This window comes from Haloprofundus sp. MHR1, from assembly GCF_005155585.1.
Lineage (GTDB): Archaea > Halobacteriota > Halobacteria > Halobacteriales > Haloferacaceae > Haloprofundus > Haloprofundus halophilus.
Window position 1 is genome coordinate 2,943,003 of the sequence record NZ_CP039833.1, and the last position, 13,839, is coordinate 2,956,841.

The window sequence follows — 13,839 nt, forward strand, 5'->3', positions numbered from 1 at the left end:
CGTTTCAGCCGTCAGTAAAAGAAATTTGTCATCAGAAGATAACTACCCCGGAGTCCTCGACGGACGCTCGAAATCGTCGCTCACTCCGCGTCGCAACCCGTCCGACTCTCCGCGTCGCGGCCGCCGTCGGTCAGCACCGTCGACGGTTCGCCGGTCGATAATCGGGCCGCGAGTTCCGGCAGCCGACCTTCGAGTTCCTCGGAGCCGAGAATCACGAACCCGGCGAAGATAACGCCGAAGCCCGCGACGGTCGACAGCGAGATGGCCTCACCCAACAACGCCCACCCGCCGAGCGTCGCGACGACGGGGCTGACGTAGAAGACGAGGCTCGCGCGAATCGCGCCCACGTCGTCGAGCAGACCGAAGTAGGCGATGTAGGCGACGGCTCCGGCGAACACGCTGACGTAGACGAGCGCGACGAAAGCGGCGGGCGTCCACGAGACGGCCGAGAGCGATTCGCCCGCGCCGAGGCTCATGCCGTGGACCATCAGCGCGCTCACGGGCAGCGCCCACGCGGTTCGGACGGTGCTCGACAGTGTGCCGTCGGCGCGGCGGATGAGCACCCCGCCGAGCGCCGCGCTCGCCGCACCGCCGAGGACGACGGCCTTGCCGACGACGCCGCCGCCGAGCAGGTTTTGCGGGTCGACGCCGACGACGAGCGCCACGCCGACGAGTCCGACGAGCACGCCGACGCCGCCGCGGCGCGAGAGTCGCTCGTCGGAGAGCAGAAACGCCGCGAGAAGCGGCGTGAAGATGGGCGAGAGGCTGAAGATGATAGAGCCGACGGCGCTGGAGACGTACTGCTGGCCGACGAACAGGAGACCGTTGGCGAGGCCGATGGCGAGCACGCCGGTGGCGAGAATGCCTGCGACGTCGCCGCGCGTCGTAGGGAGGAGGTCCTCGCGGGCCGTCGTGAGCGCCACGTAGCCGAGGAGTACCGCCGCAGCGACGTCGAAGCGGAGCGCGACGAACAGAAGCGGCGGGAAGTACGAGAGTCCGGCTTTGGCGGCGACGAACACGCCCCCGAAGAAGACGCTGGCGAGCGCGAAGAAGACGAGCGAGCGTTTGGTGACCACTACGGGGACACCTCCATCGACGCCGCGAGTTCGGCGGCCCGGCCGACCGGCGAAGTGAAGCGAATCGTCATCGACTGTACAGAGGGGCGCGAGGGTTATACATATATTCAGTAAATTTTTCACAGCAAGAAATTCAGGTGGCGTTCGCCGGCATTTCATATAGTGAAATATATTCACAGTGCGAAAGCCACTTGTGGGAGTCGGTCGAACGTAGTCCCATGGAATCGGCGCTCGAAGATATCGAGTTTCTCGCGCTCTCGGTGAACCGGGTCGAGGTGTTGAACGCGGTGGCCGAAACACCCCACACGCGCCGTGATCTCCAGGAGCGAACTGGCGCGTCACAGCCGACGCTCGGCCGCATTCTCCGGGACTTCGAGGAGCGAAACTGGGTCGAGGCGACGGGCCGGGAGTACGCGGCGACGCCGACCGGACGGTTGGTCGCGGACGGATTCTCGAACCTCCGCGAAATTGTCGAGACCGAACAGAAACTCCGTCAAGTCGCCAACTGGCTCCCCACCGAGGCGATGACGTTCGACCTCAGACGGCTCCGAGACGCGACAATCACGACACCGACGCAGACGCGTCCGAACGCCCCGGTCCAGCGCGTGCTGGAGTTGCTGCGCGACGCCGAACGCGTCGAGATAGTCTCGTACGCGTTCAACGAACAGAGTATGGACGTGGTTCGACGACGCGTCGCCGACGAGGGGCAGACGTTCGAGGGGATCTTCTCGGCGAGCGCCATCGACGCCATCGCCGACGACTCCGCGCTCCGCGAACGCCTTCGGGAGTTGGTCGACCTGCCCGGCGCGGAACTCCGCGTCGTCGACGACGACGTACCCGTCGCGCTCACCGTCGCCGACGACGTGGTCCACCTCTTTCTGCGCGACGACGACGGCCTCTTACAGGCCTCGGTCGACACCGACGACGAGGCCGTGCTGACGTGGGCGCGCGACGTTCACGACCGGTACCGGAACGAGGCCCGGCCGCTGGACGCCGACGACTTCGCCGACTGAGTTCACCCGCTGTACTCGCCGACGACCGTCTCGCGCATTCCGCGCACGATATCCAGATACTCCTCGACGGACCGCTTTTCGGCTTTCGCCGCCCGAATCGCGGCCTGCTTCTCGGGGTCGGCCAGGAGGTCGATGACTAACATCGCCGTCAGCTTCGCCGGAATCACGTACGCCATCTCCGCGTCGACGACCTCGAAGTCGCGGGCGTGGACCGCCCCCGAGAACCCGCCGACGTAGGGGTGGATGCCGGGGATGACCTGCGTCACGTCGCCCATGTCCGTCGACCCGGTGAGGTGGGGTTTGCCCGGCGTCAGCGCGTCCTCGCCCAGGAGTTCGGAGACGTTCGCGTCGTACGTCGAGACCATCGTCTCGTCGGTCCGCAGCGGCATGTAACCCGGGTAGTCCTCGATTTCGACGTCCGCGCCGACGGCCATCGCACCGGATTCGAGCGCGCGATTCGTCTTCTCGTTGGCGTCCTCGACGGCAGCGACGGTGCTCGCGCGGACGTACGACTCCATCCGCACGTCGCTGGGGACGACGTTGACGCCGTCGCCGCCGTTCGTGACGATGGGGTGGACGCGGACGTGGTCGTCGTCGGCGAACGTCTCGCGGTTGGCGTGGACGGCGTTCATGCCGAGCATCGCCGCGTTGAGCGCGTTGACGCCCTCCTCGGGGGCGGCGCCCGCGTGCGACTCCTTCCCTTCGTAGGTGACGAATTTGCCGACGAAGCCGTTCGAGGAGAAGTCGCTCGTGACGACGCGCTCGGGGGTGTCGCTCCCGGCGTGTATCATCATCGCGCAGTCGACGTCGTCGAGGTGACCGCGGCGGATGAGTTCCTGCTTGCCGCCGAGGAACTCCACCTCACCGTTTTCGACCAGCGTCCGGCGGTAACCCAGGTCGAGGTACTCTTCGGCGGGGACGGCGACGAAGTCGATAGCACCCTCCAGGTCGTCGACGACGCCCGCGGCGGTGAGGCCGTAGGCCGCGCCGACGAGGTTCGCCAGTTGGGCGTGGTGGCCGCAGGCGTGACACGCCCCCGTTTCCGGGTTGGCTTTCGGGTGCGCGGGGTTGACGAGCGCGTCGAGTTCGCCGAGGACGGCGACGACGAACTCGTCCGCATCGTCCAGTCCGCCGGTTGCGTCGGTTCCCAGCCGCGCCTTCGCTCCGGTGACGGCGATGTTTTCCTCGACGTCGAGCCCCATCCCCTCCAGTTCGGCGACGACCTTTCTGGTCGTCTCGGTCTCTTTGAACCCGAGTTCCGGTTCCGCTTCGACGTCTTCGGCGAAGGTGACGATGTCGTCGGCGTGCGCGTCGATGGCTTCGACGGCCCGGCGTTTTCGGTCGGCTACGTCGGTCATGACGGGTGGTTTCGCCCGAAGAACGTAGCGTTTGGGTGTCCGGCAGTTCACGCAGTCGGTTGCGACCCGAGAGCGAGGAGAGCGCTACCGAGCGAGGACGCCCGTCGGGTCGACGACGATGGGTTCCGGCGCGTCGTCCGTCGGACTCACGGCAACCTCTCCGGACTTCCCCGCGTCGGCGTCGGCGAGAACGACCGTCGCTCCGACGAGAAGCGGCGCGACGACGCCCGCGACGACGGCGCCGGGGTGCGACAGCGAACTCCGGACGACGACGCGGGAGGCGTCGGTCAGAGCGTACTCGTCGACGACGTCCTCGGCGAACTCCAGCAGTTCGCCGTGCGCGTACGTCTCGTCGGCGGCGAGCGCCGGTGTGGAGGGAGTCACGTCGTACGGCGGTATCGCCGGGTTCTCGCTCCAGACCTCCGTCTCCCAGTGAGTCGTCTCCGGACGGGTCGGGCGGCCGCCGTAGACGACGAGTTTCGTGCCCGGTGCGGGGTCGAACCCCGTCTCCCGGTCGGCGGTGGTGACGACGAGGCGCGTCCCGGCGTCGCCGCGGACCTCGAATCTGACGGGCGACCCGAGCAACGCCGCGCCGAAAAATGCGAGCAGTGACTCCGGCGACCCCGCGGGTTCGACTTCGACGCCTCGGCCGCTCGCGAGGCCGAGATGTCGAAAGACGTTCCCGGCTTTCCACGCCGTCGTACAGAAGTCGTGGTAACTCATCGTTCGGTCGGCCGCCGGAACGTGGACCGCCGAGCGGTCGGACCGCCGGTCGCGCGCGACAATCTCTCCCAGAACGTTCACGACCGCGATACGGCGAGTCCGTAGAAAAACACACCGAGCCGTCGGCACCGAGGATATCGTTCCGAATTGTGGATTGTGTACCGAAACGATAACAACTCACCTACGGAAGATGCTACCATCTCGGCCGTAACTCAAATTATCTTGAATTAGATATATGATGGTGTCTGATGGGTTACCACGTGAGGTTCTAACGAATGTCAATGAACGCAGTGGTTTACAAAGGACCGAACGAGGTCGCCGTCGAGGAAGTGGACGATCCGGAACTCGAACACCCGAACGATGTCATCGTCGACATCACGACGTCGGCCATCTGTGGGTCGGACCTCCACATGTACGAGGGGCGAACGTCGGCGGACCCGGGCATCGTTTTCGGGCACGAGAACATGGGCATCGTCGAGCAAGTCGGCGAGGGTGTCGACACGCTGGAGGAGGGAGACCGCGTCGTCATGCCGTTCAACGTCGCCTGCGGTTTCTGTCAGAACTGTGAGAACGGCTACACGGGGTTCTGTACGAACGTCAACCCCGGATTCGCCGGTGGCGCGTACGGCTACGTCGCGATGGGTCCGTACAAGGGCGGACAGGCCGAGAAACTTCGGGTACCGTATGCCGACTTCAACGCGCTGAAACTGCCAGAGGGTGACGAACACGAGGACGCGTTCGCGCTCCTCGCGGACATCTTCCCGACGGGGTGGCACGGAACCCGACTCGCGGACCTCCAGCCGGGCGAGTCCATCGCCGTCTACGGAGCGGGCCCGGTCGGGTTGATGGCGGCGTACAGCGCGAAGATTCAGGGTGCCTCCGAGATATACGTCGTCGACCGCGTCGACAGTCGCCTCGAACTCGCCGAGCAGCACTGCGACGCGATGCCCATCAACTTCGAGGAGTCCGACCCGGTCGAGCAGATCAAAGACGCCCACGGCGAAGGTGTCGACAAAGGCGTCGACGCGGTCGGCTACCAGGCTATCGACCCCGAGACGGACGTCAGTGACGACGCGTACGACCCGGCGCGGGAGAACCCGGCAGTCGTCCTCAATCAGCTCATCCAGACCGTCCGCGCGACCGGGAAGCTCGGTATTCCGGGGCTCTACGTCCCCTCCGACCCGGGTGCGCCCGACGAGATGGCCGCGCAGGGTCGACTCGGTATCGACTTCGGAAAACTGTTCGAGAAGGGTATCGCGCTCGGCACTGGACAGTGCAACGTCAAGCGCTACAACCGACAGCTCCGGGACATGATCATCGAGGGTCGCGCCGACCCGACGTTCGTCGTCTCGCATCGCGTCGGCCTCGACGAAGCGCCCGAGATGTACGAGCGCTTCGACAGCCGCGAGGAGGGCGTCACCAAGGTGTTACTGGAGCCGTAGTCGACGGACACTACCTCGATTTTTTCAGGTGCGAAGCCACGTCTGGTGGTGGTTCTCTCGGAGGTGCGTCTGATACGCTCGCACCATCTCCGAGTACGATGTCGTTATCATCGACCAGTCACAGTGGTCGCAACGTCCGGTTATCACAGTTGGTCACACGCCCCTCGCTCACACCCACTTATCAATTTTCTTATTCCGTCGTCTCGAAAGCGTCACAGATGGTAGATATAAACGTGAACGCATCGTATCTATCGTGACAATGTGCCAGTACTGTAACTACGCGATGGAGGGATGGACGGAGCTCCTTCAGTACGACACCGTCTACCAGGACGCTATCGGGAAGCGGAAGGCGGCAAACGCGAACTACGGTTTCGACGAGTCGTGGGACGAACTCCGCGAGGAGTTCGCGTGAGCGCCGGGTCTGCCACCTCACTCGTCGACGGTCGTCGCTAGCGGGAACGGGTCGTCGCGCGCTGCGGGTTCGGCGCGTTCGCGCTCGTCGACGAGACAGTCGTCGAGTTCCGTTCGGAGTCTCGTCTCGTCCATCTCGCTCCCGATGAAGACGAGTCGCGTCCGCGGGGTGTCCGCGTCGTCCCAGTCGCCGATGGGACCCGCCTGCACCGACGGCCCCGCCTGACTCAGCCCCATCACCGACTCCTCGCGGCCCGCGAGGAGGAAAAACCCCTTCGCGCGGACGATACTCCCGTCCCAGTCTCGGAGCCACGCCGCGAACCGCTGCGGGTGAAACGCCGTCTCGTCCGCGTAGACGAACGACGAGACGCCGTGGGCTTCGGCGGCGGTCAGTCCGCCGTGGTCGTGCTCGTGACCGTCCTCGTCGTGGAAGTCCCCCGTCTCCTCACCTCGCTCGTGTTCGGCGAGTCGCCGTTTCCAGCCGACGTTCTTCCGGGCTTCTCCCACGTCGAACCGACCGGTACCGAGGATGCGCTCGGGGTCGACCTCCGAGTAGGTCGTTCGGGTGAGGTCCGCCCGAGGTTGCAGTTCACGAACCACCGACTCGATGCGGTCGAGTTCGTCGTCGGGCACCATGTCGCACTTGTTCAACAGCAGCACGTCACAGAACTCGATCTGGTCGACGAACACGTCGGCGAGCGGGCGGTCCACCGACGCCGACTCCTTGCGCGTCGTCGGGTCGAACTCCTTCCAGAACCCGTAGGCGTCGACGACCGAGACGGTGGTGTCGAGTCGGTAGTGGTCGGTCGGGTCGACGTCGCTCTCGGGCGAGCCTTCGACGAACGACCGCGCGACGGGCAGCGGTTCGCTGATTCCGGAGGACTCGACCAACAGGTAGTCGAACGACCGCGTCTCGGCCAGTTCAGCCGTTTGTTCGAGCAGGTCGCCCTGTAACTCGCAGCAGATACAGCCGTTCGAGAGGTCGAGAACGCCCTCGTCGCTGTCGCCGTCACCACTGTCCGCGGCGTCGGCGAGCAGTTCGGCGTCGACGTTCACCTCGCCCATGTCGTTGACGACGACGGCGACTTCCATGCCGCGTCGGTTCTGCAGGACGTGGTTGACGAGCGTCGTCTTCCCCGCGCCGAGGTAGCCGCTGACCACGGTGACCGGGATTCGGTCGGCGTCGGTGTCACTCATATCGCGTGAGACGGTACCGAGTAACGTATCCTCTGGCACCGTCACTCGACGGTGACACTCACCGCGTCGGGAACGTAGCTACGGTGCGCCCGCGAGTACGAGCGTGCTGTCCTCGTCGCCGACGTTGATCTGCCGCGTCGCATCCGGCGGAATCCGAACGGCGTCGCCGGGTTCGAGCGATACGTCGACGCCGTCGACGGTGACCGTCGCCGCGCCGTGGACGAGAAGATAGATCTCCTCGTGGTCTTCCTCGCCGTGGTCGTGTTCCATTCCTGACCAGCCCGCCTCGCAGTCGAGCACCGTCACGCCGAGGTTGTCGGCGTCGAGCGCGTCGCGCAGGAAGTGCATGCCGTCGGCTTTCGGTTCGACGTCGCGGTAGTTGACCTTCGAGTAGGGCACACGGAGGGTTCGGTGGCGAATTCCAAGTAAGTTGGTCGCGGGGGGGTCGAGACGACTGTTCTGTACCGCGAGCGACCGGAATTCCCGTGAGCGACTGGAGGGAGCGAACGGGTGCACGGAAGAGCGAGGCTCTTCCGGAGGGAGCGAGCGGGCCGAGGAGCGAACGGAGAGACGGCGTTGCCGTCTCGAAGTGAGCGACGGGTGTCCTCGTGAACGAAGTGAACGAGGGCTCGTCAGAGCTCCGCTCTGACGGTGCTTTTGGTCCGAGAGCAGACGCTTCGCGTCTGCTAAGCCTTCGCGGTGGAACCGCGAAGAGAACTTTTGCCGAGGGGTGGCGAAGCCACCCCGCAGCGCAAAAGGTCGGTCTAGAAGGAGTTCTTGATCTTCTCGAAGAAGCCTTCCTTCACGTCGACCTCCTCGCCGCCGGCCTCGGCGAACGCTTCCAGCGCCTCGCGCTGCTCTTTGTTCATCTGCTCGGGCGTCACGATCTGCACCTGCACGTAGAGGTCGCCCTCACCGCGACGGCGGAGTCGGGGCATCCCCTTTCCCTTCAGTCTGAACGTCTCGCCGCTCTGGGTTCCCTCCGGGATATCCATCTCGACGCTGCCGCCGAGCGTCGGAACCTCGACGGTCGACCCGAACACCGCCTGCGGGAACGAGATGGGGTGCTGATAGTGCAGGTCGTCGCCGTCGCGCTCGAAGTCGTCGTGCGGGCGAATCTGCACATCGATGAGCAGGTCGCCGTTCGGGCCGCGATTCTCGCCGGGCGCACCCTCGCGCTCCATCCGGAGCGTTTGGCCGTTCTGGATTCCGGCGGGCACGTCGACGGTGAGCGTCGCCTCCTCGCGAACGGTGCCGTCACCGCCGCACGTGGCGCAGGTCTCGTCGTACAGCTCGCCCTCGCCGCCGCAGCGCCGACACGTGGTCGTCTGCTGGACGCGACCGAACGGCGTCTGCGACACCTGCGTGACCTGCCCTTGGCCGTTGCACTCGGGGCAGGTTTGCGCCTCGGCGTCGGACGGGTGACCCTCGCCGTCGCAGTCCGAACAGCGCTCGGGTCGGGTGATGGTCACCTGCTTCGTGACCCCCTCGTACACGTCTTCGAGGTCGAGCGTCACGTTCGTGCGGAGGTTGCGGCCCTGCCGTGGGCGGTTCTGCTGGCCGCGGCCGTTGCCGCCCGCGCCGCCGCCGAAGAACTGGTTGAAGATGTCTTCGAAGCCGCCGCCGCCCCCGCCGCCGAAGGGGTTGCCGCCGCCGAAGCCACCGCCCCCGCCGCCGACGCCGCCGCGTTTCTGGGCCTCCTCGAAGCGGTCGTGGCCCACCTGGTCGTACATCCGGCGCTTCTCGTCGTCGGTGAGCACCTCCTTGGCCTTCTTGACCTTCTTGAACTTCTCGTCGGCGTCTGGGTCGTCGCTCACGTCCGGATGGTACTCCGCAGCCTTCTTCCGGTACGCCTGTTTTATCTCGTCCTCGTCGGCGTCGCGCGACACCCCGAGTACGTCGTAGAAGTCCTCGCTCATCAGTTGTCTCTGGTTATTCGGGGGAACTACTTGAACGGAATGGCTCGGCGCGGAACGAGGCGGCGTCGTCCAGCGCGCGAGTGCTGTGTTGCTGTCGTTACTTCTCGCCCTCTTCGTCTACGTCACCAGAAATCATAGATTTCTGGTTGGCGGATGAGACGACTCTACGAGTCGTCCTCGTCTACGTCCTCGAAGTCGGCGTCGACGTACTCGTCGCCGTCGTCCGACTCGTCGCCGCCCATGTCGCCCATACCGCCGGGACCCGCGCCGCCGGGGCCGCCCGCGGCCCCGCCTGCGCCACCCGGTCCGGCCTGGGCCTGCTGCTGGTACATCTGCTTGCCGATCTCCTGCAGTTCCTGCGAGAGGTCCTCGGTCGCGTCTTCGAGTTCCTCGGTGGAGGCGTCCTCGTCTTCGAGCGTCGCCTCGACGTCCTCGATTGCCGACTCGATATCCACGTAGAGGTCGTCGTCGATGTTCTCCTCGTTCTCGTCGAGCAGTTTCTCGGCGCGCTGGACCGCGCCCTCGGCCTCGTTGCGAGCCTCGATGCGCTCGCGGCGCTGCTTGTCCTCCTCGGCGTGCTGTTCGGCTTCCTCCTGCATCCGCTCGACCTCTTCGTCGGAGAGCCCCGCGCCGCCCTCGATGGTGATGTCCTCCTTGTTGCCGGAGCCTTTGTCCTCGGCTTCGACGTTGACGATGCCGTTCTCGTCGATGTTGAACGTCACCTCGATCTGCGGCGTTCCGGCGGGTGCGGGCGGGATGCCCGTGAGCTGGAACTCGCCGAGCAACTCGTTGTTCTGCGCCATCTCGCGCTCACCTTGGAAGACGCGGACCTGGACGGAGGTCTGGTTGTCCGCCGCCGTGGTGAAGATTTTCGACTCCTCGGTCGGAATCGTGGTGTTCTTCTCGATGAGGCGCTCGAAGAGACCTCCTTTGACCTCGATACCGAGGCTGAGCGGCGTCACGTCGAGCAGGACGATGTCGTCGACTTCGCCGCCGAGGACGCCGCCCTGAATGGCCGCGCCGAGCGCGACGGCCTCGTCGGGGTTGACGTTCTTCTTCGGTTCCTGGCCGACGAGGTCGCTCACTTTCTCCTGAACCTGCGGCATCCGGGTCGACCCGCCGACGAGGATGACCTCGTCGATGTCGGATTTCGAGTAGCCGGCGTCCGAGAGCGCCTGCTCGGTGGGTTCGACGGTCCGGTCGATGAGGTCGGAGGTGAGGCTCTCGAACTTCGCGCGGGTGAGCGACTGTTCGAGGTGGACGGGACCCGAATCCGTCGCCGTGACGAACGGGAGGTTGATGTCGGTCTCCTTGCGCGAGGAGAGCTCGATCTTCGCCTCCTCCGCGGCGTCCTTCAGGCGCTGCAGCGCCTGCCGGTCCTCGCGGAGGTCGATGCCGTGGTCGTTCTCGAACTCCTGGGCGAGGTAGTCGATGATGGCCTCGTCCCAGTCGTCGCCGCCGAGGTCGTTGTCACCGTTGGTGGCGACGACCTCGTAGACGCCCCCGCCGAGGTCGAGGATAGAGACGTCGAAGGTGCCGCCGCCGAGGTCGTAAACGAGAACCGTCTGGTCGGAGTCGTCGTCGAGACCGTACGCCATCGACGCCGCCGTCGGTTCGTTGATGATGCGCTCGACTTCGAAGCCGGCGATCTCGCCGGCGTCTTTCGTCGCCTGGCGCTGTCGGTCGTTGAAGTACGCGGGGACCGTGATGACCGCCTTCTCCACGTCGTCGCCGAGATACTCCTCGGCGTCGCGCTTGATCTTCTGGAGGATCATCGCCGAGATCTGCTCGGGCGTGTACTCCTCGCCGTCGACGTCGACCGTGAACTCCTCCTCGCCCATGTGGCGCTTGATGGAGCGGAACGTCCGGTCGGGGTTCTGAATCGCCTGGTTCTTCGCCGGTTTGCCGACGAGTCGCTCGTCGTCGGTGAACGCGACGACGGAGGGAGTCGTGCGGTCGCCCTCGGCGTTGACGATGATTTCGGGGTCGCCACCTTCCATCACCGCGAACGCGCTGTTCGTGGTACCGAGGTCGATACCGAGAATCTTGTTACTCGCCATTTGCCGACAACTACCGGTTTGCGCCGGTTAAAGGTTACTAGACTAAACGGCGACCGCGAGGAAAACACCTCGCTCCCCTCGTGCGATTTCGTCTCGCCGCATCGGACGAGGTCGGCGGATTTTTATCGACGCGCTTTCCGAGCGAACGACTCGCAGGCCGCCCGTGAGAGATCACTCGTCGCCTTTGCTCACCGTCACCTGCGCCGCGCGGATGACCTTCTCGGCCATCTCGTAACCCGGTTGGTAGACGTCGGCGACGGTGCCCTCGGGGTGGTCGCTGTCGACGCGCATCATCACCTCGTGGCGCTGCGGGTCGACGGGTTCGCCGGCATCGGGTTCGATGGGTTCGACGTTCTCGTCGTCGAGGACGCGGTCGAACTCCTTGAGCGTCGACTCGACGCCGGGGCGGATGTCGGCACCCTCCTCCTGGTCGAGCGCGCGCAGGAGGTTGTCGCGGACGCCGACGAGGCGCGAGACGAGGTCCTCGGTCGCCCGGTCGCGGATGTCGTCCTGTTTCTTCTTCGCGCGCTTCTTGTAGTTCTTGAAGTCCGCCTGCGTGCGGCGCAGGCCCGACTCCAGTTCCTCGACGCGCTCGTCCTTCTCGGCGAGTTCGGCTTCGAGTTCCTCGACCCGCGACTGCAACGCGGCCACGTCGGCGGCGAGTTCGTCGTCGTACTCCGCGGCGCGCGCGGCAAGGTCGGCATCGTCGGCCGTCGGTTCGGCTTCGACCGAACCCGCCGCGTTTTCGTCGCTCTCGACGCGCTCACCGCTCGGGTCGTTCGCGCCGTTCTCGGTCGCCTCGGCGTCCGCCGCCGACGCGTCCGTAACCGACTGCTCGGTGTATTCCTCGGCTTCTCGCTCCGCCGCTGACTCGTCGGGTGCGTCGTCGGTCATAGTCGGACTGTGCCGCTGGTTCGGCTTAAGGATTGCAGAAACAAACGGCGGGGTGGGGGTGGCGGTAGCAGTAGAGGAATCTGCCATAATGACTATCTATCGATAATCAATGCGCGTTGAGTGCGCGTTGAGACGACCCAGACCGAGACTGGCAGAGTTGCTAAATTGGCTACTACAGATGAAGTTAATTTGAGAGGATATAGGAGACTCTGAGTACCCGCTCGGGATGTTCGATGTACCACCGATAATTGCCAAAATCAGGATTTTCTGCTGGAGGGAGCTCGAATAGCGCTTCTACGGCTTCGTACAGGTCGTGCTGTGAAAAGTCGTCGTGATTGTGTCCAACGGTTATGGTTTTAGGGTTGTCGGGGTTATTTCTTTTTTGTACACTTTCCGGCGGGATATCCGAATCTACAGCCATTTGGATAAGCGTCTGAAGAGCGTTTACTTCTGCAATTCGCTCATCGTTGTATCTAGTCGAGGGTTCTCCTTCGTAGCCCTTAACGACAGGTACGCCGAAAATCCCTGCAACTCGGTCTGGTGGGGGAATTTCATCACGCTCATCTCCCGAATCCAGCCCGTTTTGTAATCCGGTACATCCCGCAAATAGAACCGGTACCGTGGCTATCACGCCTCGTCTGGAGGGCATATTCGATCTATATTTCGTTAAAGTGTTAGTTCTATTGATGCCATTTATCGTGGATAACACCGCTATTGGACGTTGTTTTCATAATTTTTCTGGGTAGGGTTGGTGCACCGTGCTGGATGTATCCTCCGTCTCCGTACATAGCATCACCAAACAATCATTTCTGAGGGGATTCTCACAGAGTTACGGAGCTTTTGCCGAGGGCCGCCGGAGGCGGCCCGTGGTTCGAGAGACGACGCAGGCGTCTCTCGTCACTGAGCGAATCGGAGATTCGCGAGGCCTGCGAACGCTTTGCGTTCGCCCGGTCTCGAAAGGCGCTTTGCGGCTTTCGGTGACAGCGCAGAAGGTCACTACTGATACATCCGAAGCGGCTGCGCCTGCGAACTCTCGTCGTTCTCGGCGTTCTGAAGGCGCTGGGCGAGACGCTGCTTGGCCTCTCGAATCTCCTCGGCGCGGTCGACGAGGTCGTCGGTCGGCACCGCCACATCCGAGAGCGCGTTGAGTCCCTCGGTGACGACGACGCGGGCCGCCTCCGGGTCCGGGAACTGCGGGTCGGACTCGACGACGAGGCCGACGGCGTTCTGGTCGTTCTCGACGGCGTAGCTCAGCAGCGCGCCGGTCGGTCCGGAGACGAGTCCCATCTCCGAGGGGGCGTCGATACCGGCGTCGTCGAGCATCGACGCGGCGTCGCCGGTGCCGATGCCGTAGAGCGCCGGGGGTTCGTCGTCCTTCTCACGGGGGAGTCCGCTGATGTAGACGGGCGTGAGGCTGATCTCGTCGAACCAGTCGCCGAGGCAGTCGGCGAACTCGGTGGCCGCGCCGGGCGAGATGGGCACGTCGCTCTGGAGGACGAGCAGGTCCCGCTCTGCGTCGCCGTAGATTCGGACTGGCGGGTGGACGCTCCGGTCGGCGTCGCGGTAGACGGCGACCTTCGGGATGCTCTCGCAGTGGACGTTCGCGTAGTGAGTCATCTCGAACGTCTCGACGAGGTGGTCGGCGGCGATCTTCCCGACCAGTCCGACACCGGGAAGCCCCTCTACGAGCAGCGGTTCGTCGAACTCCAGGTCGTCGGCGAGCACGTTGATTCGAGCCATGGGCGA

The 13,839-nt window shown here is 64.7% G+C and carries 13 protein-coding genes; 3 read left to right on the top strand and 10 right to left on the bottom strand.

The features are described from left to right. Nucleotides 1-80: 80 nt before the first annotated feature. Entirely contained in the window at nucleotides 81-1,076 is a 996-nt protein-coding gene (locus FCF25_RS14870) for a DMT family transporter (protein ID WP_137049242.1), read from the bottom strand. A gap of 218 nt (nucleotides 1,077-1,294) precedes the next feature. Here FCF25_RS14870 and FCF25_RS14875 point away from each other — a divergent pair, with 218 nt between their 5' ends. After that, nucleotides 1,295-2,089: a winged helix-turn-helix domain-containing protein gene (locus FCF25_RS14875; protein WP_137049243.1), complete on the top strand. Its 795-nt coding sequence runs from the start codon at nucleotides 1,295-1,297 to the stop codon at nucleotides 2,087-2,089. Between the two features lie 2 nt (nucleotides 2,090-2,091). On the opposite strand, the gene FCF25_RS14880 is transcribed toward FCF25_RS14875, so the two are convergent. Together FCF25_RS14880 and FCF25_RS14885 are read right to left on the bottom strand one after the other, a co-directional pair. Then, nucleotides 2,092-3,447 carry an amidohydrolase gene (locus FCF25_RS14880; RefSeq protein ID WP_137049244.1) on the bottom strand — a complete coding sequence of 452 codons (1,356 nt, stop codon included), beginning with the start codon at nucleotides 3,445-3,447 and terminating at the stop codon, nucleotides 2,092-2,094. 84 nt (nucleotides 3,448-3,531) lie between these two features. Beyond that, a complete protein-coding gene (locus FCF25_RS14885) occupies nucleotides 3,532-4,251 on the bottom strand; it encodes an acetyl-CoA synthetase (RefSeq protein ID WP_137049245.1) in 720 nt (239 codons plus the stop codon). A gap of 200 nt (nucleotides 4,252-4,451) precedes the next feature. Between FCF25_RS14885 and FCF25_RS14890 the strand changes: the two genes are divergently transcribed. Together FCF25_RS14890 and FCF25_RS15745 are read left to right on the top strand one after the other, a co-directional pair. After that, nucleotides 4,452-5,612 (top strand): glutathione-independent formaldehyde dehydrogenase, encoded by a 1,161-nt coding sequence (locus tag FCF25_RS14890; protein ID WP_137049246.1) that lies wholly within the window; start codon nucleotides 4,452-4,454, stop codon nucleotides 5,610-5,612. Nucleotides 5,613-5,871: 259 nt separating this feature from the next. Further along, a complete protein-coding gene (locus FCF25_RS15745) occupies nucleotides 5,872-6,024 on the top strand; it encodes a hypothetical protein (protein ID WP_168191268.1) in 153 nt (50 codons plus the stop codon). Between the two features lie 17 nt (nucleotides 6,025-6,041). On the opposite strand, the gene FCF25_RS14895 is transcribed toward FCF25_RS15745, so the two are convergent. The 7 genes from FCF25_RS14895 to FCF25_RS14925 all read right to left on the bottom strand — a co-directional run bounded on the left by FCF25_RS14895 (nucleotide 6,042) and on the right by FCF25_RS14925 (nucleotide 13,833). Continuing rightward, on the bottom strand, nucleotides 6,042-7,220 hold the full coding sequence (locus tag FCF25_RS14895; RefSeq protein WP_137049247.1) for a GTP-binding protein: 1,179 nt from the start codon (nucleotides 7,218-7,220) through the stop codon (nucleotides 6,042-6,044). Nucleotides 7,221-7,298: 78 nt separating this feature from the next. Next, entirely contained in the window at nucleotides 7,299-7,568 is a 270-nt protein-coding gene (locus FCF25_RS14900) for a cupin domain-containing protein (RefSeq protein ID WP_198665677.1), read from the bottom strand. 416 nt (nucleotides 7,569-7,984) lie between these two features. Then, nucleotides 7,985-9,139, bottom strand: coding sequence for a molecular chaperone DnaJ (gene dnaJ / locus FCF25_RS14905; RefSeq protein WP_137049248.1), 1,155 nt, complete (start codon nucleotides 9,137-9,139; stop codon nucleotides 7,985-7,987). Between the two features lie 164 nt (nucleotides 9,140-9,303). After that, nucleotides 9,304-11,199: a molecular chaperone DnaK gene (gene dnaK, locus FCF25_RS14910; protein WP_137049249.1), complete on the bottom strand. Its 1,896-nt coding sequence runs from the start codon at nucleotides 11,197-11,199 to the stop codon at nucleotides 9,304-9,306. 171 nt (nucleotides 11,200-11,370) lie between these two features. Further along, nucleotides 11,371-12,093 carry a nucleotide exchange factor GrpE gene (locus tag FCF25_RS14915; protein ID WP_137049250.1) on the bottom strand — a complete coding sequence of 241 codons (723 nt, stop codon included), beginning with the start codon at nucleotides 12,091-12,093 and terminating at the stop codon, nucleotides 11,371-11,373. A gap of 184 nt (nucleotides 12,094-12,277) precedes the next feature. Further along, nucleotides 12,278-12,742, bottom strand: coding sequence for a hypothetical protein (locus FCF25_RS14920; protein WP_137049251.1), 465 nt, complete (start codon nucleotides 12,740-12,742; stop codon nucleotides 12,278-12,280). A 347-nt stretch (nucleotides 12,743-13,089) separates the two neighbouring features. Next, nucleotides 13,090-13,833: a proteasome assembly chaperone family protein gene (locus tag FCF25_RS14925; protein WP_137049252.1), complete on the bottom strand. Its 744-nt coding sequence runs from the start codon at nucleotides 13,831-13,833 to the stop codon at nucleotides 13,090-13,092. Nucleotides 13,834-13,839 lie beyond the last annotated feature (6 nt).

Excerpts from the sequence above, each read along its gene's own strand:
- FCF25_RS14895 (WP_137049247.1), bottom strand. The coding sequence starts at position 7,220 with ATGAGTGACACCGACGCCGACCGAATCCCGGTCACCGTGGTCAGCGGC.
- FCF25_RS14925 (WP_137049252.1), bottom strand. The coding sequence starts at position 13,833 with ATGGCTCGAATCAACGTGCTCGCCGACGACCTGGAGTTCGACGAACCG.
- dnaK (WP_137049249.1), bottom strand. The coding sequence starts at position 11,199 with ATGGCGAGTAACAAGATTCTCGGTATCGACCTCGGTACCACGAACAGC.
- FCF25_RS14890 (WP_137049246.1), top strand. The coding sequence starts at position 4,452 with ATGAACGCAGTGGTTTACAAAGGACCGAACGAGGTCGCCGTCGAGGAA.
- dnaJ (WP_137049248.1), bottom strand. The coding sequence starts at position 9,139 with ATGAGCGAGGACTTCTACGACGTACTCGGGGTGTCGCGCGACGCCGAC.
- FCF25_RS15745 (WP_168191268.1), top strand. The coding sequence starts at position 5,872 with ATGTGCCAGTACTGTAACTACGCGATGGAGGGATGGACGGAGCTCCTT.
- FCF25_RS14880 (WP_137049244.1), bottom strand. The coding sequence starts at position 3,447 with ATGACCGACGTAGCCGACCGAAAACGCCGGGCCGTCGAAGCCATCGAC.
- FCF25_RS14915 (WP_137049250.1), bottom strand. The coding sequence starts at position 12,093 with ATGACCGACGACGCACCCGACGAGTCAGCGGCGGAGCGAGAAGCCGAG.
- FCF25_RS14875 (WP_137049243.1), top strand. The coding sequence starts at position 1,295 with ATGGAATCGGCGCTCGAAGATATCGAGTTTCTCGCGCTCTCGGTGAAC.
- FCF25_RS14900 (WP_198665677.1), bottom strand. The coding sequence starts at position 7,568 with ATGCACTTCCTGCGCGACGCGCTCGACGCCGACAACCTCGGCGTGACG.
- FCF25_RS14920 (WP_137049251.1), bottom strand. The coding sequence starts at position 12,742 with ATGCCCTCCAGACGAGGCGTGATAGCCACGGTACCGGTTCTATTTGCG.